The 20434-nt window shown below is 64.9% G+C and carries 20 protein-coding genes; 9 read left to right on the top strand and 11 right to left on the bottom strand.

What is annotated here, in order from left to right:
* Window position 1: 1 nt before the first annotated feature.
* Window positions 2–1162: a ubiquinol oxidase subunit II gene (gene cyoA, locus HAP41_RS00590; protein ID WP_166065034.1), complete on the bottom strand. Its 1161-nt coding sequence runs from the start codon at window positions 1160–1162 to the stop codon at window positions 2–4.
* A gap of 182 nt (window positions 1163–1344) precedes the next feature.
* Between cyoA and HAP41_RS00585 the strand changes: the two genes are divergently transcribed.
* Entirely contained in the window at window positions 1345–2673 is a 1329-nt protein-coding gene (locus HAP41_RS00585) for an MFS transporter (RefSeq protein ID WP_166065056.1), read from the top strand.
* A 278-nt stretch (window positions 2674–2951) separates the two neighbouring features.
* Here the strand turns inward: HAP41_RS00585 and HAP41_RS00580 are convergent, their stop codons facing one another.
* Entirely contained in the window at window positions 2952–4295 is a 1344-nt protein-coding gene (locus tag HAP41_RS00580) for an IS1380 family transposase (protein ID WP_166065068.1), read from the bottom strand.
* A gap of 139 nt (window positions 4296–4434) precedes the next feature.
* Here HAP41_RS00580 and HAP41_RS00575 point away from each other — a divergent pair, with 139 nt between their 5' ends.
* On the top strand, window positions 4435–4785 hold the full coding sequence (locus HAP41_RS00575) for a c-type cytochrome (RefSeq protein ID WP_175618208.1): 351 nt from the start codon (window positions 4435–4437) through the stop codon (window positions 4783–4785).
* A gap of 180 nt (window positions 4786–4965) precedes the next feature.
* On the opposite strand, the gene HAP41_RS00570 is transcribed toward HAP41_RS00575, so the two are convergent.
* Together HAP41_RS00570 and HAP41_RS00565 are read right to left on the bottom strand one after the other, a co-directional pair.
* The gene (locus tag HAP41_RS00570) at window positions 4966–6357 is read right to left on the bottom strand and encodes a M48 family metalloprotease (RefSeq protein ID WP_028151370.1); all 1392 of its coding nucleotides are present in this window, start codon (window positions 6355–6357) and stop codon (window positions 4966–4968) included.
* 133 nt (window positions 6358–6490) lie between these two features.
* The gene (locus tag HAP41_RS00565) at window positions 6491–7261 is read right to left on the bottom strand and encodes a thermonuclease family protein (RefSeq protein ID WP_166065101.1); all 771 of its coding nucleotides are present in this window, start codon (window positions 7259–7261) and stop codon (window positions 6491–6493) included.
* A 401-nt stretch (window positions 7262–7662) separates the two neighbouring features.
* Here HAP41_RS00565 and HAP41_RS00560 point away from each other — a divergent pair, with 401 nt between their 5' ends.
* From HAP41_RS00560 to HAP41_RS00550, 3 genes are all read left to right on the top strand, one after another.
* On the top strand, window positions 7663–8871 hold the full coding sequence (locus tag HAP41_RS00560) for an ABC transporter substrate-binding protein (RefSeq protein WP_135216454.1): 1209 nt from the start codon (window positions 7663–7665) through the stop codon (window positions 8869–8871).
* Between the two features lie 136 nt (window positions 8872–9007).
* Window positions 9008–9796, top strand: a complete 789-nt coding sequence (locus tag HAP41_RS00555) for an enoyl-CoA hydratase (protein ID WP_166065133.1) — start codon at window positions 9008–9010, stop codon at window positions 9794–9796.
* A gap of 2 nt (window positions 9797–9798) precedes the next feature.
* Window positions 9799–10551, top strand: coding sequence for a VOC family protein (locus tag HAP41_RS00550; RefSeq protein ID WP_166065157.1), 753 nt, complete (start codon window positions 9799–9801; stop codon window positions 10549–10551).
* 58 nt (window positions 10552–10609) lie between these two features.
* Here the strand turns inward: HAP41_RS00550 and HAP41_RS00545 are convergent, their stop codons facing one another.
* The 4 genes from HAP41_RS00545 to HAP41_RS00530 all read right to left on the bottom strand — a co-directional run bounded on the left by HAP41_RS00545 (window position 10610) and on the right by HAP41_RS00530 (window position 14948).
* Complete coding sequence (locus HAP41_RS00545) at window positions 10610–11542, bottom strand: IS110 family RNA-guided transposase (protein WP_166065194.1); 933 nt, start codon at window positions 11540–11542, stop codon at window positions 10610–10612.
* 311 nt (window positions 11543–11853) lie between these two features.
* Window positions 11854–12666 (bottom strand): enoyl-CoA hydratase/isomerase family protein, encoded by an 813-nt coding sequence (locus HAP41_RS00540; RefSeq protein WP_166065239.1) that lies wholly within the window; start codon window positions 12664–12666, stop codon window positions 11854–11856.
* Window positions 12667–12707: 41 nt separating this feature from the next.
* Entirely contained in the window at window positions 12708–13868 is a 1161-nt protein-coding gene (locus HAP41_RS00535) for an acyl-CoA dehydrogenase family protein (protein ID WP_008133127.1), read from the bottom strand.
* A gap of 18 nt (window positions 13869–13886) precedes the next feature.
* Entirely contained in the window at window positions 13887–14948 is a 1062-nt protein-coding gene (locus HAP41_RS00530; RefSeq protein WP_166065274.1) for an acyl-CoA dehydrogenase family protein, read from the bottom strand.
* Window positions 14949–15208: 260 nt separating this feature from the next.
* Between HAP41_RS00530 and HAP41_RS00525 the strand changes: the two genes are divergently transcribed.
* Entirely contained in the window at window positions 15209–15994 is a 786-nt protein-coding gene (locus tag HAP41_RS00525; RefSeq protein ID WP_135215910.1) for an SDR family NAD(P)-dependent oxidoreductase, read from the top strand.
* A 126-nt stretch (window positions 15995–16120) separates the two neighbouring features.
* Here HAP41_RS00525 and HAP41_RS00520 read toward each other — a convergent pair whose 3' ends face one another.
* Both HAP41_RS00520 and HAP41_RS00515 read right to left on the bottom strand, forming a co-directional pair.
* Window positions 16121–16393 carry a GlsB/YeaQ/YmgE family stress response membrane protein gene (locus HAP41_RS00520; RefSeq protein WP_080586664.1) on the bottom strand — a complete coding sequence of 91 codons (273 nt, stop codon included), beginning with the start codon at window positions 16391–16393 and terminating at the stop codon, window positions 16121–16123.
* A 42-nt stretch (window positions 16394–16435) separates the two neighbouring features.
* Window positions 16436–17038, bottom strand: coding sequence for a YidB family protein (locus HAP41_RS00515; RefSeq protein WP_166065307.1), 603 nt, complete (start codon window positions 17036–17038; stop codon window positions 16436–16438).
* A gap of 167 nt (window positions 17039–17205) precedes the next feature.
* Here HAP41_RS00515 and HAP41_RS00510 point away from each other — a divergent pair, with 167 nt between their 5' ends.
* Entirely contained in the window at window positions 17206–18213 is a 1008-nt protein-coding gene (locus HAP41_RS00510) for a 2-dehydropantoate 2-reductase (RefSeq protein WP_166065338.1), read from the top strand.
* A gap of 29 nt (window positions 18214–18242) precedes the next feature.
* Window positions 18243–18458, top strand: a complete 216-nt coding sequence (locus HAP41_RS00505) for a hypothetical protein (protein WP_166065373.1) — start codon at window positions 18243–18245, stop codon at window positions 18456–18458.
* Between the two features lie 76 nt (window positions 18459–18534).
* Here the strand turns inward: HAP41_RS00505 and HAP41_RS00500 are convergent, their stop codons facing one another.
* Window positions 18535–19170 (bottom strand): hypothetical protein, encoded by a 636-nt coding sequence (locus tag HAP41_RS00500; RefSeq protein ID WP_071908441.1) that lies wholly within the window; start codon window positions 19168–19170, stop codon window positions 18535–18537.
* 208 nt (window positions 19171–19378) lie between these two features.
* On the opposite strand from HAP41_RS00500, the gene HAP41_RS00495 reads away from it, so the two are divergent.
* Window positions 19379–20407, top strand: a complete 1029-nt coding sequence (locus HAP41_RS00495) for an alpha/beta hydrolase (protein ID WP_166065454.1) — start codon at window positions 19379–19381, stop codon at window positions 20405–20407.
* The last annotated feature ends 27 nt before the right edge of the window (window positions 20408–20434 follow it).

The following is a 20434-nucleotide window of genomic DNA, read 5'->3' as shown; positions in this document are numbered from 1 at the left end:
TTTAGGAGTCTGACTTCGGACGTTGTCCGAGGAAGAAGGACGAGGACTTCAGCGGCGTGAAGATCGGCCGCTTCAGGCCGGCACCGAGCAGCGGCGCGGTGTCGGCGGGTGCCGTGATGGAGGCGGTGGTCCTGCCCTGCGGCGCATCGGGCGTGCAGGTGCCGGCGACGAAGGTCGGCTCCGGCCCGAGCGGGCTGCCGCGGCGGGCGTACTTGTCGTAGGCCAGCGGCAGTGTGTTGTTCAGGCCCTCATGGCCGTTGCCGCCCTTGGCGTCGATCGCCATCATCTCGCTCTGGCACATCTTGCCGGTCTCGACGCACATGTTGAGGATCAGGCGGTAGAGGTCGGAATCGACGGTGCCCCAGCGGCGCACCGGCTCGTTCTCGCTCGGCTTTTCGAGCTGGAGATATTCGGCGCGGCCGAGCGAGCCGCCGGCCGATTTGGCCTGCGCGATCCAGGCGTCAAAGCCCTTGTCGTCGAGGCCCTGGAAGTTGAAGTGCATGCCAGAGAAGCCGGCGCCGCTGTAGTTCGCCGAAAAACCCTTGTAGGTACCGGCGTGGTTGATCACGGCGTGGAGCGACGTCTCCATGCCCGGCATCGCGTAGATCTGACCGGCGAGTGCGGGGATGTAGAACGAGTTCATCACCGAGGAGGCGGTGATGTGGAAGTTGATCGGGCGGTCGACCGGCGCGGCGAGCTCGTTGACGGTGGCGATGCCGTAATCGGGGTAGATAAAGAGCCACTTCCAGTCGAGCGCGACGACATCGACGACGAGCGGAGCCTTGGACTGGTCCACGGCGCGTTCCGCATGGATGCGGCCGATGTTGCGATAGGGGTCGAGCAGATGCGTGCCCATCCAGGTCAGCGCGCCCAGGCAGATGATGATCAGCAGCGGCGCCGACCAGATCACCAGCTCGAGCTTGGTCGAGTGGTCCCAATCCGGCTCGTAGCGGGCCGAGGTGTTGGACTGGCGGTAGCGCCAGGCAAACAGCACCGTCAGCGCCATCACGGGGACGACGATCAGGAGCATCAGGACGGTGGAGATGATGACGAGGTCGCGCTGTTGCGCTGCGATATCGCCGGCAGGCGCCAGCACGACGTAGTTGCAGCCGCTGAGCGCAGCTGCCAGAGGTAGCAGCGCCAGGATCTTGAGACGGGACACGGGCCGAGCCTTATGAGAATGAGTTTCCTTTGCGGGCCCAAGGGGTAGCTGCGGCGCAGCAATCCGGACATTGGACAATTTGTCCAATGTTGCACTGCGGAATGTTGGGTCAGACAGGGGCAGATTGCCTGGCGCCCCGCCGGGCGGTCGGCTTTGGTTTTCAGGACGTTAAGGGCGCACGAATGGCGACGGCACAGACCCCCGCAATGGCAGACCTCCACTCGGGCGAGCACGGCCACGACCAGGCCAGTCCCGGCGAGATCGCCATCGGCGTCATCATCGGCCGCACCTCGGAATTCTTCGACTTCTTCGTCTACGCGATCGCCTCGGTGATCGTGTTTCCGCGCCTGGTGTTCCCGTTCACCAGCGAGCTGACCGGCACCCTCTATTCCTTCATGATCTTCGCGCTGGCCTTCGTGGCCCGGCCGATCGGAACCGTCATTTTCATGACGGTCGATCGCGAGTACGGCAAAACCGCCAAGCTGGTCTCGGCGCTGTTTCTGCTCGGCACCGCCACAGTCGCGCTCGCGTTCCTGCCCGGCTATCACGACATCGGCAGCGCCGCGATCTGGCTGCTGGCGCTGGCGCGTATCGCGCAGGGTCTGGCCTGGGGCGGCGCCTGGGACGGCATGGCTTCGCTGCTGGCGCTGAACGCGCCGCCCTCCAAGCGCGGCTGGTACGCGATGGTGCCGCAGCTCGGCGCCCCGCTCGGCCTGATCGTGGCGAGCGCGCTGTTCGCCTATTTCGCCGGTAACCTCTCGGCCGACGACTTCTTCGACTGGGGCTGGCGCTATCCGTTCTTCGTCGCCTTCGCCATCAACGTCGTGGCGCTGTTCGCGCGCCTGCGCATGGTGACGACGGAAGAATATGCTTCGTTGTTCGAGACCCGCGAATTGCAGCCCGCGCGTATCTCCGAGACCGTCGCGCGCGAAGGCCAGAACATCATGCTCGGTGCATTCGCGCCGCTCGCAAGCTTCGCGCTGTTCCACATGGTCACGGTGTTTCCGCTGTCCTGGGTGTTCCTGTTCACCCGCGAAAGCCCGGTGCGCTTCCTGATCATCGAGATCGTCGCCGCCGTGTTCGGCGTCGCGGCGATCGTGGCCTCCGGCGTCATCGCCGACCGCGTCGGCCGCAAATCGCTGCTGATGGGATCGGCGATTGCGATCGCGATCTACAGCGGTTTTGCTCCGCAGCTGCTCGATGCCGGCGCGTTCGGCGAGACCATCTACATGGTGATCGGTTTCATCCTGCTGGGTCTCTCCTTCGGCCAGTCCTCGGGCGCGATCGCCTCGAACTTCCGGCAGGCATACCGTTACACGGCTTCCGCGCTGACCTCAGATATGGCCTGGCTGTTCGGTGCCGGCTTCGCGCCGTTGGTGGCGCTTCTGCTCGCCACCAATCTCGGCGTCATCGCTTCAGGCGCCTATCTGCTGTCCGGCGCGTTCTGGACCCTGCTCGCACTCTGGCTCAGCGGCCAGCGCGAGGCGGGCGACATGGACGCGGGCGCCTAAGCCGCGTCCAGCGGACGGGAATAAAATTCAGGCCGGACGATCCTGTTTGCGGCGACGCAAGCAGGAGATTCCATGAACGTCCGGTCCAATCCCGTCCACCCGCAAAGTTTTGCAAGCCTAGCCCGATCTATTCACGAGAGCACGGTCGTTCTTGACGTCTGACTGGGGCTGGCGGCTGGCGTGGGTGACCGTCCGGCCTTTTGTCACCGGGTTCTACATCAAGCTGTTTTGTACGCGTTGGAGGAGTGGGGCGGGTGAGCGGGCGCAGGCCCGGTCGGTTACGGGCCGAGCGGGAGCAGCGCGCCGGGCAAGCTGCGGAAGAGGTCGGCTTCGGGGCATGCCGCGGCGAACGCAAGGCGAATGCGGCTCGCGGTTTCGACGACCCGGGCTGCGATTTTCAAGAGACGAAGACGCAGCGTCGCGAACTCGGCGGCGGCCAATTCCCGGACTTTGGGAATGGCGCCGCGCACGGTAAGCATCAACCAATAAGCGGCGGTGTGGAGAACGAGACGGACCTGGTTGGCGAGCGCCGAACGGCAACTGGTGCGATCGGAGGCGAGCTGCGTCTTATGCAGCTTGATCAGATTTTCGGCTTGGCCGCGCGCGCAATACAGGCTGTCGTAGATCCACTCGGCCGAGCCGACATCGAGGCTGGTGACGACGAAGCGGATGTCGAGGCCGAGCATCGTCGCCTCAATACGGGCGACAGTGCGCCGTTCGTGATCCCAGGACTTTGCCTTGTGGCGCGTCTCGGTATAGCCGCGCAGAACAGGCAGGTTCTCGATGGCGCGTCGCGTGCGAATGTCGTCGGCGACCTCGTCGACTTTTCTGGCGAGAGGCTTGGTACCGGACAGACCGAAGATGTAGTCGATGCCGTTGTTCTCGCACCACGTCATGGCCTCCGGCCGAGCATAGTGCCCGTCGCCACGGAACGTAATTCGCGTCTTGTGCCACCGCGTCCGGATATGCCGTATCAGGCGGCGCAGATGGGCACGCACCTCGACGCCGCCCGGCGTCTTGCCGGGCCGCAGCACGACCGCCACGGGCCGGCTCTTCTCCGTGTCGTAGACGTGGATCGGCAGGAAGCAGCGTTCGTCATAATGAGCGTTGAACAGCGAGAGCTGCTGATGGCCGTGGACGACATCGCAGGTATCATCGATGTCGAGCGTGACGGATGCCGGCTCGCGCGGGTAGCTATCCATCCATGCGTCGACCAAAGTGTAGGTCAGTCGGATCACGTCGCGCAGGCGCGGAGCATTCTCCAGACGCGACAGCGTCGGTTGGGAACACAGATCGCGACCGCTGTCCGGCAGCCGTCCGCAGGCCAGCTTGAATGCGGGATCGGACCGCAGATGATCGAGGTCGTCGGCGTCCTCGTAGCCGCAGCAGATCGCGAACATGCGCGCGCGGAACATATCGACAAGGCTGTGCACGACCCGCGTCGGATCGCGCCGATCCGGGAACACCCGGGCCAAATTGTCGGCCAAACCGAGACGCCGCTCGGCCATCGCCAGAAGCATCACGCCCCCATTCGAGGTTAGGCGTCCACCATCGAAGGCAGCTGTGACTTTCTTGGCGTGAACGGCTGGAAACGAGAAGGGCAGAATCGTATCATCGGTCATGGCGGGCGTGGCGTTCGCGGTTGAGGTGATGGGGTTGGCTTCGCAACCGAATCCTACGCCGCATCAGCGCTTTACACCACGCTCGCCAGCCTCTCAGGCGCCCTCTCGCGAATAAGGCGGGCTAGTCCTTACCGTAAGCCTGGTCCTCACCATCGTCGCGATCGTTTTCTCGACCGGGCTTGCCCACGCCACCGGCAACGCCGCGCGCGGCCAAACGCTCTACAAGGGCTGCGCAGATTGTCACTCCATCAATGAGAACGCAGTCGGCCCGATGCACAAGGGCGTGGTCGGTCGCAAGGCGGGCAGCGTGCCCGGCTATGACTATTCGGCCGATCTGAAGAACTCAGGGATCGTCTGGACCGAGGACAATCTCGACAAATGGCTGGCCGGACCGCAGGCCATGGTGCCGGACACCAAGATGTTCTTCGACGTCCCGGACGCGCGGGATCGTGCTGACATCATCGCGTTTCTGAAGGAAAAGGCGCGGTAGCTCGGCAGAGCAGGTCTCGTAGGGTGGGCAAAGCGAAGCGTGCCCACCATCTGTCGCTATCATTGACGGATCGTGGGCACGGCGCTACGCGCCTTTGCCCACCCTACGGCACTGTCTTTGTCGCCCGAGATCCCGGGTTCGCGCTAAGCGCGCCCCGGGATGACGCGCGCTTAGCGCGCGTCAATCCGCCACGACCTTCACGCGATCCCGCACCTTCACCTGCGCGTTGCGATCGAGCCCGTTCAGCACGCGGAAGCGTTCGGCGGGATGATCGACGCCGGCCATGCGGTGGGAGAGCGATTCCACGGTGTCGCCGGGCTGCACGGTGATGACCTTGATGCGCAGGGGGCGCGCGGCCTGGATCTCGTCGAGCGTCAGGCGGCGGAATGAATTGACGGTCTCGCGCGCGTTGCGCTCGCTCTCGGTCGATTTCTGCCGTGCCGCGAAGATGAAGCGATAGACGTCGCTGCCGAAGCGCAACGCATAGACCTTGAACTGCCACTGATCGCCCTTGGCGGTGGCGGACGCAGCCGGAAAACCGTTGATGGTGATGTCTTCGGTGGAGGCCTTCTCGACGCCCTCCATCCAGCCGGAATTCAGGTAATCGCCGAGCGATTGCTCGGCCGGCACCCTCACGACATCGAAGCGCATCGCCTGCGAGCCGCCGTCGCGCACGCCGATCACCGCCTGCGCGGTGTTGTCGAGCGTGAAATTGTCCGGCGCCTGGAAGGTGAAGCCGAGTTTCGGGTGCAGGAAACGCCGGCCGCGCACAAAACCTTCGCTGGGATCTTCGCCATAGACGAGGTTGTCGATCGCGGCGAGGTAGGTCTCGCGGTCGCGCTCGGCGCCCTCGGGCGCCGCATATTGCCGTGCGATGGTCTGCGCATTCTGCACGCGCTCGGGGGTGGCCGGATGCGACGAGGTGAAATCCTGCGCGCGCGGATCGAGCGAGGTCTTGCCGACCTTGAGCTCGGCATTGCGCTCCATCGCCGACAGGAAGCGGGCGGCGCCATAGGGGTCGAAATGTGCCTTGGCGGAAAGGCCGACGCCGATGCCGTCGGCCTCGAACTCCTGGTTGCGCGAAAAGCTCGCCATGGTGAGCTTGGTCTTGGCCAGCGCAAGCGCGGTGAGATCGGGATCGTTGCTCATGTCGGTGACGACGCGGGTGACGATCGCGGCCTGGCGGGCCTGGTCCTCGCGCATCGCGGCGTGCTTGGACAGCACATGCGCCATCTCGTGGCTGAGCACGGAGGACAACTCCGAAGTGTCGCTGGCGAGCGCGAGCAGGCCGCGGGTGACATAGAGCTGGCCGTTCGGCAGCGCGAACGCGTTCACCGCGCCGGAATTGAGGATGGTGACCTTATAGCCCTGGTCGGGGCGGTCGGACGCCGCGACGAGTCGGTCGACGGTCTTGCTGACGAGCGATTCGAGCCTGGGGTCGTCATAGGTGCCGCCATAGCTCGCCAGGATGCGCTCGTGCTCCTTTTCGGTGGCGGGGGTCTGCGCGACGGCCGGTTTCGGCTTGGGCATCGCCACGGTCGGCGGGGCCGCCGCGGTCTGGAACCGGTTCATGTCGCCGCAACCGGCAAGGGCTGAGCCCAGCACGAGGCACAGCGCCGCCGGCGCAGCCCGCAGGCGGCGGCGTTCACTCGATACGTGCCGTTCTAGCACCCCATCCACGTCGCTTAACCCGTGCCTGGCCCTTTTAGGGCCTTACCCCTGTCGGCTCGTTTGCGCCCAGCAACTCGACCTGCCCCGCAAGGCGCACATCGATGCGCGGCCCTGTATTCCCCTCGACCCAGCCCCGGACGCGAATGCGTCGATTTTCCAGGGACTTAAGAGTGATCCCGGCATTCTCGAACGCGGGTTGCGAACGCTTTGAAATAGTCACGGCAAAGCCGCGTGTCCAGTTCCGTCCGAAGTTGAGGTAGGTGATTGCCCCAGCTTGCCGGACCGACAGGACTTTGCCCTCGACCACCATAAAGCGCCCTATCCCGGCCAAAATATCGTCCGGACTTTCCGCGTTTTTTATGGCCGACGGGTCAGCCCAGTTGCCCTTTTTTTGGCGCCGCGCCTCGGTCTCCGCCGCCGTCAGGGCCGCCGCGCAGTCCTTGTCCGCGATCTCGGCGGAGACGAGGGCGTCGCCCTGGGCGAGCAGCACGGCCTGGATGGGGGCCTCGCTTTCGCCGACGAAGATGAGTGCGCCCTGACGGCCGTAGCGGTCGGGCGTGTCGTCGGTGCCGCGCAGCGTGACGTCGCGTCCGATGAGCAGCGACGTCAGCGCCTGCTTCGTCGTTGCGGTTGGCTCGATCCCGGCGAGGCGCACCTCGCGGCCGTCGTCGAGACGCACGCCACGCGCATCGACGATTGCGGCGACGCGGCCGTCGCCTTGGGACTCGAACTGGCACGTTGCGGCGAACGCGGTGTGACCGGCGACGAGAGGAAGTGCGACGATGAGATGAAGCAGTCGCGTCACGGTGCCCGGAAAGGTTGCGTTGTGCTCTAGTTCTAACGCAAACGTGGCGAACCGCGAAGGCTATCGTAGGGTGGGCAAAGCGAAGCGTGCCCACGTCTTTGATTTGTCGCGCGGGCTCGTGGGCACGGCGCGAAGAGCGCGCCTTTGCCCACCCTACGGCAGTTCGCATGACGCGTCGCCATTGCCGCACACTCGATCAGCGAATTAATGAACTTGCACAGCAATGACGGTGGAAACATTTCGCCGCAACATGCCATTCCGCTTTGCGGAAAACATGTGCGGCAATCATGCGCCCGCAACGCCCTCGCGCTTGCTGCGCACTTGCGCATGCGGCATGATTGCGGCAACAGCAATAACCAAGCCGCCATCAGAGCACGGCGCGATAAGGGAGGTCTTTTTCGATGAAGCATATTTTGTCGGGCATTTTTGCCGCAGCGTTTGCCCTGAGTGCGAGCGCCGCCGCGCAGGCCCAGGACAAGCCGCCGCTGAAGATCGGCGGCATCCTCGACATGTCGAGCCTCTATGCCGACATCACCGGTCCCGGCAGCGAGACCGCGGCCAAGATGGCCGTCGAAGATTTTGGCGGCGAGGTGCTGGGACGCAAGATCCAGGTGCTGGCGGCCGACCATCTCAACAAGGCTGACCTGTCCGCCAACATCGCCCGCGACATGCTCGACAACCAGGGCGTCGAGATGATCTACGACGTCGCGGCCTCGGCCACTGCGCTCGCCGCCGGCGAGATCGCGAAAGCGCGCAACAAGATCATCATGTTCAACGGCCCGGGCTCGATCCGTCTCACCAACGAGGCCTGCGGTCCCTACACCGTCCACTACGTGTTCGACACTTACGGCCAGGCCAACGTGACCGGTCTTGCCGCCGTCAAGTCCGGCCTCGACAGCTGGTTCTTCCTCACCGCCGACTACGCCTTCGGCCAGGACTTGGAGAAGGACACCAGCGCCGTCGTCACCAAGACCGGCGGCAAGGTGCTCGGCGCCGTGCGCCATCCGCTCAACACCTCGGATTTCTCGTCGTTCCTGCTCCAGGCTCAAGCGTCCAAGGCCAAGGTGATTGGCCTTGCCAACGCCGGCGGCGATACCGTCAACGCCATCAAGCAGGCGGCTGAGTTCGGCATCACCAAGGGCGGCCAGAAGGTCTCGCCGCTGCTCGCCTTCGTCTCCGACATCGATTCGATCGGGCTGGAGACCGCGCAGGGCCTGCTGCTCGCCGAAGCCTTCTACTGGGACCTCAACGACGACACGCGCGCGTTCTCGAAGCGATTCATGGAGCGCACCAAGCGCGTGCCGACCTCGGCGCAGGCCGGCGTCTATTCGTCCGTCACGCATTACCTGAAGGCCGTGAAGGCCGCGGGCACGACCGACTCGGCTGCGGTCATCAAGGTGATGAAGGAGACACCGATCAACGACTTCTTCGCCAAGAACGGCAAGATCCGCGAGGACGGCCGCATGATCCACGACATGTACCTGTTCGAGGTCAAGAAGCCGTCGGAGTCCAAGGGCCGCTGGGACGACTACAAGCTGCTCGCCACCGTGCCCGGCAACGAGGCGTTCCAGTCGTTGGAGCAGTCGCGCTGCCCGCTGGTGAAGAAATAGAGATCGTCATTGCGAGCGAAGCGAAGCAATCCAGAGATGTTTCCGCAGAGACGGTCTGGATTGCTTCGTCGCTTCGCTCCTCGCAATGACGGGTGTGGCTGAGGCCCGAGCAAAACAACAACAAGGGAGACGTTCCATGAACGACATGGTCCTGCAAAAGCTCGAAGGCGGGCTGCTCACCATCACGATGAATCGCCCGGAGCGGAAGAACGCGCTCAACCCTGACATGGTCGCCGGGCTGGTCGAGGCCGCGCTGCGCGCGGCCGACGATCCCGAGGTGCGCGCCGTGCTGTTCAAAGGCGCAGGCGGCTCGTTCTGCGTCGGCGGCGACGTCAAGTCGATGGCGGCAGGCCGTGCGCCGCTGCCGTTCGAAGTGAAAATGGCGAACCTGCGCCGCGGCATGGAGGTCTCGCGCATCCTGCACCAGATGCCGAAGCCCGTGGTGGCGCAGCTCGACGGCGCGGCAGCCGGCGCCGGCCTTTCGATGGCGCTGTCCTGCGACCTGCGCATCGCCAGCGAATCCTGCAAGATCACGACCGCCTTCGCCAAGGTCGGCTTCTCAGGCGATTATGGCGGCACCTATTTCCTGACGCAGCTGCTCGGCAGTGCGCGGGCGCGCGAGCTCTATCTGATGTCGCCGGTGCTGACCGCGAAAGAAGCGCATGCGATCGGCATGGTGACAAAAGTCGTTCCCGACGCCGAGATCGATGCCGCCGCGCACGAGCTCGCGCTGTCGCTGGCGCAGGGCCCATCGATCGCGCTCGGCTTCATCAAGCGCAACATCAACAACGCCGAGCATCTGGCGCTGGAAGATTGCTTCGACGGCGAGGCGATCCATCACACCCGTTGCAGCGACACCGAGGATCACAAGGAAGCCGCGAAGGCCTTTGTCGAAAAACGCAAGCCGACGTTCAAGGGCGCATGACGATGGCGCCCTATATGCGGCTCCGGCAGATCTGCCTCGTCGCGCCGCAGCTCGCGCCTGTGGTCTCCGACATCGCCGGGATCATGGGCCTCGACGTCTGCTACCGCGATAGCAATGTCGCCAAATACGGCCTGGAGAACGCACTGCTCCCGGTCGACACGATCCTGCTGGAGGTGGTCGCGCCGTTCAAAGGCGGCACCACCGCCGGCCGCTTCATCGAGAAGACCGGCGGCCGCGGCGGCTATATGGCGATCTTCTGCTGCAACGATCCGGACGAACGCGGCCGCAACGCCAATGCGATGGGCGTGCGCACCGCCAACGTGATCGACCACGCGCCCTATCACGGCGTCCAGCTCCACCCCCGCGACTGCCGCGCCGCCTTCATCGAGTTCAACCATACCAAAGGCAGCGACGATATTCTGGGGCCGTATCCGCCCGCGGGGCCGGACTGGCAAAAGTTCATCCGCAAGGATGTGACGCAGGCGCTGACGGGCGTGGAGATGCAGAGCCCGGATCCTCAGGGGCTCGCGGAACATTGGGGGAAGATCATCGGGGTCGTACCGAGTGGCGGCGCCGAATTGAAACTGCCCAATGCCACCTTCCATTTCGTGAAGGGCGCCAGCGAGATCATGAGCGCGCTGGAGTTTCAGGTGGCGGATGCCGCAAGCGTGCTGCATGCCGCGAAGGCGAAGGGACTCGCGGTTGCGGGGAACGAGTTTCTGCTCGGCGGGGTGACGTTCCGGCTTGCGGCGTGAGCGGTTGCCACACATACCGCCGTCGTCCCGGACAAGCGAAGCGCAGATCCGGCAACTGTTATGTCGGCTTGACGTTCAGGTAGGGCTTCCTGTCGCGCATCATGGCGTTGAGGACCGTCAGCAGCTTCCTGGCGACGGCAATGAGGGCGAGTTTGGCTGGTTTGCCGGCCTGTCGCAATCGTACGTAAAAGACCTTGAACGGATCGGCCCGGCGGACCGCGTTGAGAGCAGCCATGTAAAGGGCATCACGGACGCGCTTTCGGCCCCCGGCGATCTTACGTTTGCCACGGTAAGCCACGTTGAAGGGAGCCAGGCCGGCTAGCGCTGCCACCTGCTTCGGTCCCACTTTTCCGAGTTCCGGCATCTGCGCGATCAGTTGCATGCAGGTTACGGGACCCACGCCAGGAAGTGAACGTATCAACTGCGCATCGCCCGAGATCTCCGGCTCGGTCTTGATCAGCGTGCTGATGTCGGCCTCGATCTCGGCGATCTCGCCGTCGAGGACCTCGATGAGACGGCCGATACGATCGGCCATGGCACGGTCGTCGGCCTCGCTGCGCCGGTTCTTCTCCTGCGCACGCATGAGGACCAGCTGATCCCGCCGTTTTGCGAGCCTCGCCAAGGCATTGCGGGCGGGATTGGCAATTTGCTCGGTGGCTGGCTTCAGGGCCCGCGCAAAGGCCGCCAGCATCCTCGCATCGATCGGGTCGGTCTTGGCGAGCTGGCCGCTGGCGCGCGCAAAGTCGCGAGCCCGGGCCGGGTTGATCCGCGCGAAGCGGATACCGGCCTGACCCAGCGCCTCGCGAAGTTCGAGATCATAGACACCCGTTGCCTCGAAGACGACCAGCACGTCGCATCGCCAACGCGCCACGATCTGTGTGATGGCCTGCGGCGCGTTGGCGATGCGCTCCGGCACACCCAAGCCCTCATCGAAGATATCGAGATGTTGTTTGGAGACGTCGATTCCGACGTAACGAAGGGGTATGATCACGGTGCCTGTCCCTGTGATGCGAGGTCTGTTGCCGCAGCCTCGTGCAACTGTTCAGGTTGATAGATGGAACGGGCGGGAGACCGGGCCGGATCACGGCGTCAAGCGCCAAGGACCCAACGGCTTCCCGCCCACTCCATCATGACAGGCTTCCAAGACACAGGGACCCAGAACCACAGGGAGTGGTTTGGCGAAGACTCGTGTTGACCAGCTTCGCGCCACAACTCCTCCCTGTGGTTATGGGTCCCTGCTTTCGCAGGGACGACAGGAAGGTTGTGGCAATGCCAAAGTAATACGGCGAGACGCCGCTGCAATCACCTTCCCTTGAAATTCGCCGCGCGGCGCTCTTCGGTGGCCTTGACGCCTTCCTTGAAGTCTTCCGTCGCACGCAGCCGTGTCTGCTCGCCAAGTTCGTGGTTGGTCGCGGCCATCACGCGGTCGGCGAGGTTGGCGCGCATCGTGGCACGGGTGGAGAGGAGGCCGAGCGGGGAGCATTCGGCGATCTCGGCGGCGAGCTTCATCGCGCCGGCCTTCACCTGGTCCTGCGGCACCAGCTCGTTGGCGAGGCCCCACTTCACCGACTCTTCGCCGGTGACGCGGCGGCTGGTGTAGAACATCAGCTCGGCGTTGTTCTTGCCGATCAGCTCGGGCAGCGTCACGGTCAGGCCGAAGCCGGGATGGAAACCGAGCTTCGTGAAGTTCGCGGAGAAGCGCGCTTCCGGGCAGGTGACGCGGAAGTCGGCCGACACCGCGAGACCGAGCCCGCCGCCGATGGCTGCGCCCTGGACGGCCGCGACGATCGGCTTCTTGGCGCGGAAGATGCGCACGGCCTGGATGTAGAGATGGTTGATCGGGCCGAGATTGTCGGCCGGGTCGCCCTTCTTCTCGGCCTCGCGCGCTTCCTGCGCCTGCCGCGCTGGATCGCCAAAATTGGCACCGGCGCAGAATGCCTTGCCTTGTGCCGACAGCACGGATGCGCGGATCTCGATGTCGCGATCGAACTCGTCGAGTGCATCCGCGATCTGGTTGATCAGCGAGATGTCGAAGAAGTTCAGCGGCGGGCGGCGGATCTCGATGGTGCCGACGTGGCCAACTTTTTCGACGCCGATATCTTGATAGGTGCTCATGACGATCCTCGATTGAATTAGCGCAAACCAAGTCCGCGCGACTAGCGCAGGCCAAGTCCGCGCGCGATGATGCCGCGCAGCACCTCGGTGGTGCCGCCCTGGATGGTGAGTTTCGGTGCGGTCTTGATGGCGAAGTCGAGTTGCCGCTCCAGCGTCTCGCGGTTGGTCGCAGTCTCCTCGACGAAGGCGGCGAGATCGCGCACGCGGTGCGGAAGCTGCTGCTCCCAGACCGTGCCGATGTCCTTGACGATGGACGCCTCCACCACCGGCTCCTTGCCGGCCTGCAGCATGCCCGCAACCGAGACCGACATGCGCCGCATGGTGTGGAGCTGCGCCACGAGCCGGCCGATGCCTTCGGCGCTGCGCGTGTCCGGATTGGGGCCGACCGCGCGCACCAGCTCGGTCAGCACGTAATACGTCTCTAGAAAACGCTCGGGGCCCGAACGCTCATAGGCGAGCTCGCTCGTCGCCTGCTTCCAGGCGCCGTCGACTTCGCCGAGCACGTGATCATCGGGCACGAAGAAATCGGTGAAGACGACCTCGTTGAACTCGTACTGGCCGGTGATCTGCCCGATCGGGTTCACCTGGATGCCCGGCTGCTTCATCTTGACCAAAAACTGGGTCAGGCCGTGACGGCGGTTTTCCTTGGTCGGCTGCGAGGTCCGGAAGATCGCGATCATGTAGTCGGCGATGTGCGCCGACGAGGTCCAGATCTTGGTGCCGTTGATGAGGTAGCCGCCGTCGGTCTTGGTCGCGCGCGTCTTGGCCGCGAACAGGTCGGAGCCGGAGTTCGGCTCGCTCATGCCGATCGCAAAGCAGATCTCGCCGCGGCAGATGCGCGGCAGGATGTCCATCTTGATATGCTCGGGCGCGTATTTGATCAGCACCGGCCCGCTCTGGCGGTCGGCGACGAAGAAACGCCGCGTCGGCGCGTTGGCGACGCGCATTTCCTCGGTCACCACGTAGCGTTCGAGGAAGGAGCGCTCCTGGCCGCCATATTTCTTCGGCCAGGTCATGCCCAGCCAGCCCTTGGCCCCGACCCGGCGGGAAAATTCCGGCGCGTCGGTGTCTTCGCGGTTGGGCTTGTGCGGATCGAAGGTGCCGGCGGCGATTTCCTCGGCGAGGAAGGCGCGCACTTCCTTGCGCAGTTGCTCGCACTTCTCGGGCAGGCGGATCGGATCGAAACGAAGGGCAGCGGTCATTGTTGTCTCGTCCCCTGATCAGCGCGAAGCCACGAGCGGCCACAATTCGTCGGCGCCACGATTTGCCACCAGCTTGCCGAGCTCGACGGCCCAGTGACTCTCAGAACCGAAATCGTCGCGCCAGGCCAGCGCCCGCAGCGAAAAGCGGTGCAGGATGTGCTCGCTGGTGAAGCCAATGGCGCCGTGCACCTGATGCGCGATGGCGCCGCCTTTTTCCGCGGCTTCCGCGCAGCGGATCTTTGCCGAGGCAGCCTCGAGATAGACCTCGCCGTCAAACGATTTTGCGTTCGCGATGGCATCGGCTGCCGACGTCGCGGCCGCAAGCGCCGCGGCGGATTCGCCGGCGAGACGGGCGAGGTTGTGCTGCACGGCCTGAAACTTCGAGATCTTCTTCTCGAACGCGACGCGCTCGTTGGAATAGCGCACGGAGATGTCGAGCATCGCTTCCAGCGCGCCCGCGATCTGAAGGCTGCGCGCGACGCCGCCCATCAGCATAAGCGTGGTCTGGTCAAAGCCCTTCGCGGGCTTGACGGTGACGGGCTGGACCTTGTCGAGCGTCACGGTATCGCTGTGGTCGTAGCCGACGTTGAGTCCGGATTCGATCCGGCCCTTGCTCGCATCGACCAAGGCAATCGAGATCCCATCCTTGCCGTGCGCCAGCACCGCAAAGTGCTTCGCAGCCTTGGCAAAGGGCACGCCGCGGGCGCGGCCGGAGAGCGCGCCGTCGGCATCGAGCGTGATGCGGTCCTTCGGCGAGGCCGGCAACACCGTCATCTCACCTTCCGGGGAGGCGATTTTCGCCTGCGCAAGCAGCCAGCCTGCGAGCATGGTCTCGGCCAGGGGAACCGCGACTGCGAAGCGGCCGGCGGCGTTCAGCAGCGCAAAACCGTCGGCAAGGCTGGCGCCGGAGCCGCCGAGATCGTCAGGCACCCAGGACAAGGGCAAGCCAGCTTCGCTCAGCGCCTGCCACAGCGGCGCCTGCCACGAACCCTTCTTGTCGTTGTTGATGGTCTGCGGATCGGCGAGATCGGCGAAGATTTTCTCCGCGGTCTCGACGACGATATTGTCACTCTCCGCCACAGCGTTCCCCGTGTTTTGCCATTGGCGCGTTCCGTCCGGTCGGCGCGGCGCGCGGTCTCTTCTTGCGCCCGATGATCCGAAAAAGCCATGGCCCTGACAAGCGTTGACCGCAGGCCCATCTGCGGCTCCGGCATGGGCGCAAGAGCTGCTATGGACTAATTCCGCTTAGCGGAGTTTGCTCGATTTGCAGGGCGCGGCAAACTCGCTAAACAGGGCCAGCTGCTTAAGGCTTGCATTCAATCAAGGGGAAGGAAATCCGGATGGCAAAAGACGGCTTGTGCGCAATCGTGACCGGGTCCGCATCCGGACTTGGTGCAGCGACCGCGGAAATTCTCGCGCGGAGCGGGGCGCGGCTCGTCATCAACTATTCTTCGAGCCAGAAGGAAGCCGAGGCCACGGCCGAACTCTGCCGCAGGGCGGGGGCGGCGGAAGTCCTGGTCGCGCAGGGCGACGTTTCGCGCGACGAGGATTGCCGCAAGATCGTTGCGGTAGCCAGCGGCTGGGGCGGGCTCGACGTGCTCGTTAACAATGCCGGCATCACCAAGCATGTTGCGCATGCCGATCTCGATGGATTGTCGGCTGAAGATTTCCAGCGCTTGTACGGCGTCAACACGATCGGCCCGTTCCAGATGGTGCGCGCGGCGCGCAGCCTGCTCGAGGCCGGCGCGAAGGCTTCGGAGCGGCCGTCCGCCGTGGTCAACGTGTCCTCGGTTGCCGGCATCAGCGGCGTCGGCTCGTCGATCGCCTATGCCGCGAGCAAGGGCGCGCTCAACACGATGACGTTGTCGCTGTCGCGCGCGCTGGCGCCGCTGATCCGCGTCAACACGGTGTGTCCCGGCTATATCGACACGCCCTGGTTCACCAAGGGCCGCGGCGAGGCCGGCGCCAAGCAGGTGCGCGACAGCGTGGTGGCGAAGGTGCCGCTGAAGGTCGCTTCATCCGCCAATGACATCGCGCAGCTCGTCTGCTTCCTGGCAACGCCGGCGTCGAGCAACATGACCGGCGAGGTCGTGCGCATGGATGCGGGGATGCATTTGATTACTTAATTCGTCATTGCGAGCGAAGCGAAGCAATCCAGAGAGCGTCCGCGCGGACAGTCTGGATTGCTTCGTCGCAAGGGCTCCTCGCAATGACGGAGTGCGAGGGCGGGTCGTGCCCGACGTCCCGCACCACTACCCTTTTATCACGCCGCTCGCGACCAGCCGGTGCCAGATGAACAGCACCACCACCGCGCCGATCGTGGCCATGATGAAGCCGGCGCCCTGGTCGGGGCTGTAGTGCCCGATCGCCTGTCCGATGAAGGTCGCAAGAAACGCACCCGCAATGCCCAGGATGGTGGTGAGGATAAAGCCGCTCGGGTTGTTCGGTCCCGGCGCCAGCCAGCGCGCGATGAGGCCGGCGATGAAGCCGACGACGATGATCCACAACAGGCCGCCCATGCTCATGTCAGTGCTCCCCTTCCCGAGAATGCGTAGATCAAGGTTCGATTAAAGTCTGCCCGAGAGCTCATTCTCGGTCGGCAGCCGGCCGTCCGGCGTCAGGTGGTCGATCACCTGTGGCAGATACTGGCTGAGGCCGGAGAGCAGCTCGTCGCGCGACAGGCCGCTCTGGGCGGACAGGCTTTGGATCTGGTCGGCGCCGAGGGCGCTGGCGAGATCGCCGGGCGCGATCGCCTTGTTCTCGCCCTTGCCGACCCAGGTGCTCGCTGTCTCGCCGTGGCCACCCTGCTGGAGTTGGTTGAGGAGATCGCCGAGGCCGCCGCTGAGCACGCTGCCGGCCGCGCCGCCCGCGAGCAGGCCGCCGAGGCCACCCTTGAGCAGATCGCTGAGGCCGCCGCTACCACCGGGGCCGCCGGGAATAGCGCTGCTGCCCGTATTGACAGGCGTCGGAGGCGGCAGCGGCGAGCGCTGCTGCGGCGCCGGCGCCGCGTCGGGCTGGCCTGCCGTCAGATGCTTGAAGGCCTTCCAGGCGATCAGGCCGAGCAGCGCCATGGTCATTGGCGACATGCCGCCGGAGGATTGCTCAGAGCTGGGCGTGCTCGGGCCGCGGGGGCCGTTCTGCATGCCGTTGAGGACGTCGAGTAGACCCATGGTGCTCTCCTTTGGCGTTCTCGTCGGCGAGTTCTCGCCGGTGACAGCCCCCGGGGCAAAAACATATGAGGCTCTCATGACGGTTACAAGGCGAATGCACCGCAACCAATGGGCAGCTGGCGTTGCCTCTGCTATCGAGGGCGGGTCATTCAAGGGAGCAAGGTCAGGTGGTTGCGGATCGACCGATCGTGGTGGCCGGCGCGGGCGCCATCGGCTGTTTCGTCGGAGGCCAGCTGGCGGCCGGAGGGCGCCGCGTCGCGCTGCTGGTGCGGCCGCGGGTCAAAACCGAGATCGAGCGGTTCGGCCTGCGGCTGACCGATTTCGACGGCTCCGAGCAGAAGCTCGGCCCGGGCCAGCTCGCGCTGTCGGAGGATCCCGCGATCTTCCACAACGCCGGCATCGTGCTGGTCACGGTGAAGAGCGCCGACACCGCCGAAGTCGCGGACCAGATTGCCCAGCACGCGCCGCAGGACGCCGTCATCGTCTCCCTGCAAAACGGCGTCGGCAATGTCGCGGTTTTGCGCGAGCGGCTCGGCGGCCGGCGCGTGCTCGCCGGCATGGTGCCGTTCAACGTGATCGCGATGGGCGAGGGGCGCTTTCACCGCTCGACGTCCGGCGACATCCATGTCGGCGAGGATGAGGCGAATACGGCCGCAGCGCTGTCGGTGCCCGGCCTCACCGTGCGCGCAAGCCGTGACATCACCGGCGTGCAATGGGGCAAGCTGATCATCAACTTGACCAATGCGCTCAGCGCGCTGTCCGACATGCCGCTTGCCGCGCAACTGGCGAACCGCGACTGGCGAAGACTGTTCGCCGATCAGATGGCCGAAGGGGTGACTGCGATGAACGCCGCCGGCATCGCGCCGGTGTCGGCGACGCCGATCCCGCTGAGGTGGACGCCGACCCTGCTGAGGCTGCCCGATGTGATCTTCAATGCGATCCTAGGGCGCACGATGAAGATCGATCCCGAGGCACGCTCCTCGATGTGGCAGGACCTGAAGCAGGGCCGCAAGACCGAGATCGACTATCTCCAGGGCGCAGTCATCGCACTCGCCGAACAGAACAACGTCGACGTGCCGCTGATGCGCCGCATTGTTGCGCTGATCAAGCAGGCCGAGACGGCAGGCAATGGTCCGCCGCGGCTGATGCCGCAGCAGATCCGCGGGGCGGCCTGAGTGCGAGCCGGGCGGCGGGAGGAGCAACGATGACGCGTTGTCTGATGATTGGGCTCGCGCTGGCCGCGCTCTGCGCCGCGTCGACGCTCGCCTACGCAAGGCCGCCAACGGTCGTGAACTCGCCCGGCTATGACAGGCGGTTGCAGGAGAGCAGGTCGCAGTTGGGCAATTCGCCGACGACAACAGAGCCCGCGCGTGCGCCGGTGGTCAAACCGAAGCGCAGCAAGAAGAAGCAGCCGAACTGACGCCACACTCCCGCTGTCGTCCCGGATCAGCGCTCCGCTTGTCCGGGACGACAGCGGAGTTTGCTGCGCGAGGAGCTTACCCCTTCTTCGCCGGCTTGCTTGGCGCCGGGGTGAACAGCTTCTTCAGATCGCTCAAGCTTTCCGATAGCCGCGGCCATTCGCAGGAGAACGAGCCCTTGGTGCAGGGCGCGCCCTTCGGTCGCGGGCTCACGGACTGCTGCACCTTCGGCCGCTCGACCGGGACAGGCACGCGCGCGACCGGGACGGACACGCGCTCGACCTCGGTTCGCAGTGCGACCTGCTGCTGCCGCGCTTGTTCCTGCTGCTCGCGCTGCTGACGCGCGGCGGCTTGAGCGGCTTCATTGCTGCGGCGCTGATTGGCGAGGTAGGAGGTGTAGGATTCGTCGATCTTCTTCTGCTCCTCCGGCGTCGGATTGGGACCTGCGATGTCGAAGGTGCGGTCCTGGAGGAAATCGTAATAGGAATAGCCACCGCCTGGCTTGCGGCGGCCGGCGAACTTGGCGTTGCAATCGGCAAGCGCAGCCGTCTTCTCGGTCTTGTTCGCGGCCTTCTCGGCGGCGTCGGCGCATTCCTCGAAATCGACGGGCGCGCGCTTCCACCATTGGGCGTGGGCATGCACCGGCGTCAGCAGAAAAAATCCTGCTGCGGCAACGACAAGCGCCGCACGACGCGATGCAACTACGTCCGACATTCTACGAGAGCATTCCTTGCAAAACTCAACCCGAACTGAGTCGGGTCCGATTTTTGCCCCTTTATCGCCGGCTTGTCACCCGTGGAACTCGGGAATTTCATGACTGCAATGCTGACATTTTTTGCTTGACGTGGCGCGGGAGTCACAGCCGCGCGGCACATGATCGGCTTAGACTTTATTGGTTTGAATTCGAAGGGGAATATCCGTCATGAGAGCGTTGGCCCGTCTCGCCGCAATCACATTGGCGTTCATTTCCAGCTATGCGTTCGCAGCGGACGAGGAGGCGCCCAACCGCAAGCCGGTGAGGGCGATTGCCGACGCGCGGCTCTCGGTCGGCGGCCAGGGAATGCTGCCGCTCTATCTCTCCAGCGACTGGTCGCTGCCGCTGCCGGCGATCTCGCGCGCCATCATCGTGCTGCACGGACGCCTGCGCAATGCCGACGAATATTACATGTCGGCCCATACTGCGCAGGTTGCGGCGGGCGACGACGGCAAGAGCGCGCTGATGATCGTCCCGCAGTTTCTGGCGGAGATCGATATCGACGCGCACAAGCTGCCCGCGGATACGCTGCGCTGGTCGCTGGAGGGATGGGAGGGCGGCGACGCCGCGCTGGCACCGAATCCGGTCTCATCCTTCGATGCGCTCGATGTGATCCTCGTAAAACTCTCGGACCGGCGCATCTTCCCGAATCTGAAGCAGGTCGTCGTCGCCGGCCATTCCGGCGGTGGCCAGGTCGCGCAACGCTATGCCATCGCCGGCAAAGGCGAGGCGGCGCTGTCGCGCCGGCATATCGATGTCCGCTACGTCGTCGCCAATCCCTCCTCCTACGCTTATTTCAGCAACACGCGGCCCGTGCCGGCGATCGCCGCATCCTGCCCGGGCTACAACAATTGGAAATACGGCATGGACGGGCGTCCGCCCTATCTTGCGAACGCAACGCCGGTAGCGCTGGAGCAGCGCTATGTCGAGCGCGAGGTGATCTATCTGCTCGGCACGCTCGATACCAATCCGAAGCATCCCGCGCTGGACAAGAGCTGCATGGCCGAGGCGCAAGGTCCCACGCGCTACGCCCGCGGCCACGCCTATGCGGATGCGATGGCCAAGCGCGACCGCGGTACGCCCAATCACCGGGTCTGGGACGTCGTAGGCGTCGGCCATGACGGCGACAAGATGCTGACCTCGAAATGCGGCCTCGCGGCGCTGTTCGATATTCCGGGCTGCGGGGCCGAACGCTGATGCGGACGTCTTGAAGGCAGGTCCCTT

It is taken from the genome of Bradyrhizobium barranii subsp. apii, assembly GCF_011516635.5.
GTDB lineage: Bacteria > Pseudomonadota > Alphaproteobacteria > Rhizobiales > Xanthobacteraceae > Bradyrhizobium > Bradyrhizobium barranii.
Note: the sequence above shows the minus strand (reverse complement) of the source record. Positions and strands in the feature narration are given on the sequence as shown.

Bases quoted from the DNA above. Each gene is read 5' to 3' on its own strand.
- HAP41_RS00540 (WP_166065239.1), bottom strand. From the start codon at position 12,666: ATGAGCACCTATCAAGATATCGGCGTCGAAAAAGTTGGCCACGTCGGC.
- HAP41_RS00535 (WP_008133127.1), bottom strand. From the start codon at position 13,868: ATGACCGCTGCCCTTCGTTTCGATCCGATCCGCCTGCCCGAGAAGTGC.
- HAP41_RS00580 (WP_166065068.1), bottom strand. From the start codon at position 4,295: ATGACCGATGATACGATTCTGCCCTTCTCGTTTCCAGCCGTTCACGCC.
- HAP41_RS00495 (WP_166065454.1), top strand. From the start codon at position 19,379: ATGAGAGCGTTGGCCCGTCTCGCCGCAATCACATTGGCGTTCATTTCC.
- HAP41_RS00515 (WP_166065307.1), bottom strand. From the start codon at position 17,038: ATGGGTCTACTCGACGTCCTCAACGGCATGCAGAACGGCCCCCGCGGC.
- HAP41_RS00520 (WP_080586664.1), bottom strand. From the start codon at position 16,393: ATGAGCATGGGCGGCCTGTTGTGGATCATCGTCGTCGGCTTCATCGCC.
- HAP41_RS00585 (WP_166065056.1), top strand. From the start codon at position 1,345: ATGGCGACGGCACAGACCCCCGCAATGGCAGACCTCCACTCGGGCGAG.
- HAP41_RS00560 (WP_135216454.1), top strand. From the start codon at position 7,663: ATGAAGCATATTTTGTCGGGCATTTTTGCCGCAGCGTTTGCCCTGAGT.
- HAP41_RS00525 (WP_135215910.1), top strand. From the start codon at position 15,209: ATGGCAAAAGACGGCTTGTGCGCAATCGTGACCGGGTCCGCATCCGGA.
- HAP41_RS00505 (WP_166065373.1), top strand. From the start codon at position 18,243: ATGACGCGTTGTCTGATGATTGGGCTCGCGCTGGCCGCGCTCTGCGCC.
- HAP41_RS00500 (WP_071908441.1), bottom strand. From the start codon at position 19,170: ATGTCGGACGTAGTTGCATCGCGTCGTGCGGCGCTTGTCGTTGCCGCA.
- HAP41_RS00570 (WP_028151370.1), bottom strand. From the start codon at position 6,357: ATGAACCGGTTCCAGACCGCGGCGGCCCCGCCGACCGTGGCGATGCCC.
- HAP41_RS00550 (WP_166065157.1), top strand. From the start codon at position 9,799: ATGGCGCCCTATATGCGGCTCCGGCAGATCTGCCTCGTCGCGCCGCAG.
- HAP41_RS00555 (WP_166065133.1), top strand. From the start codon at position 9,008: ATGAACGACATGGTCCTGCAAAAGCTCGAAGGCGGGCTGCTCACCATC.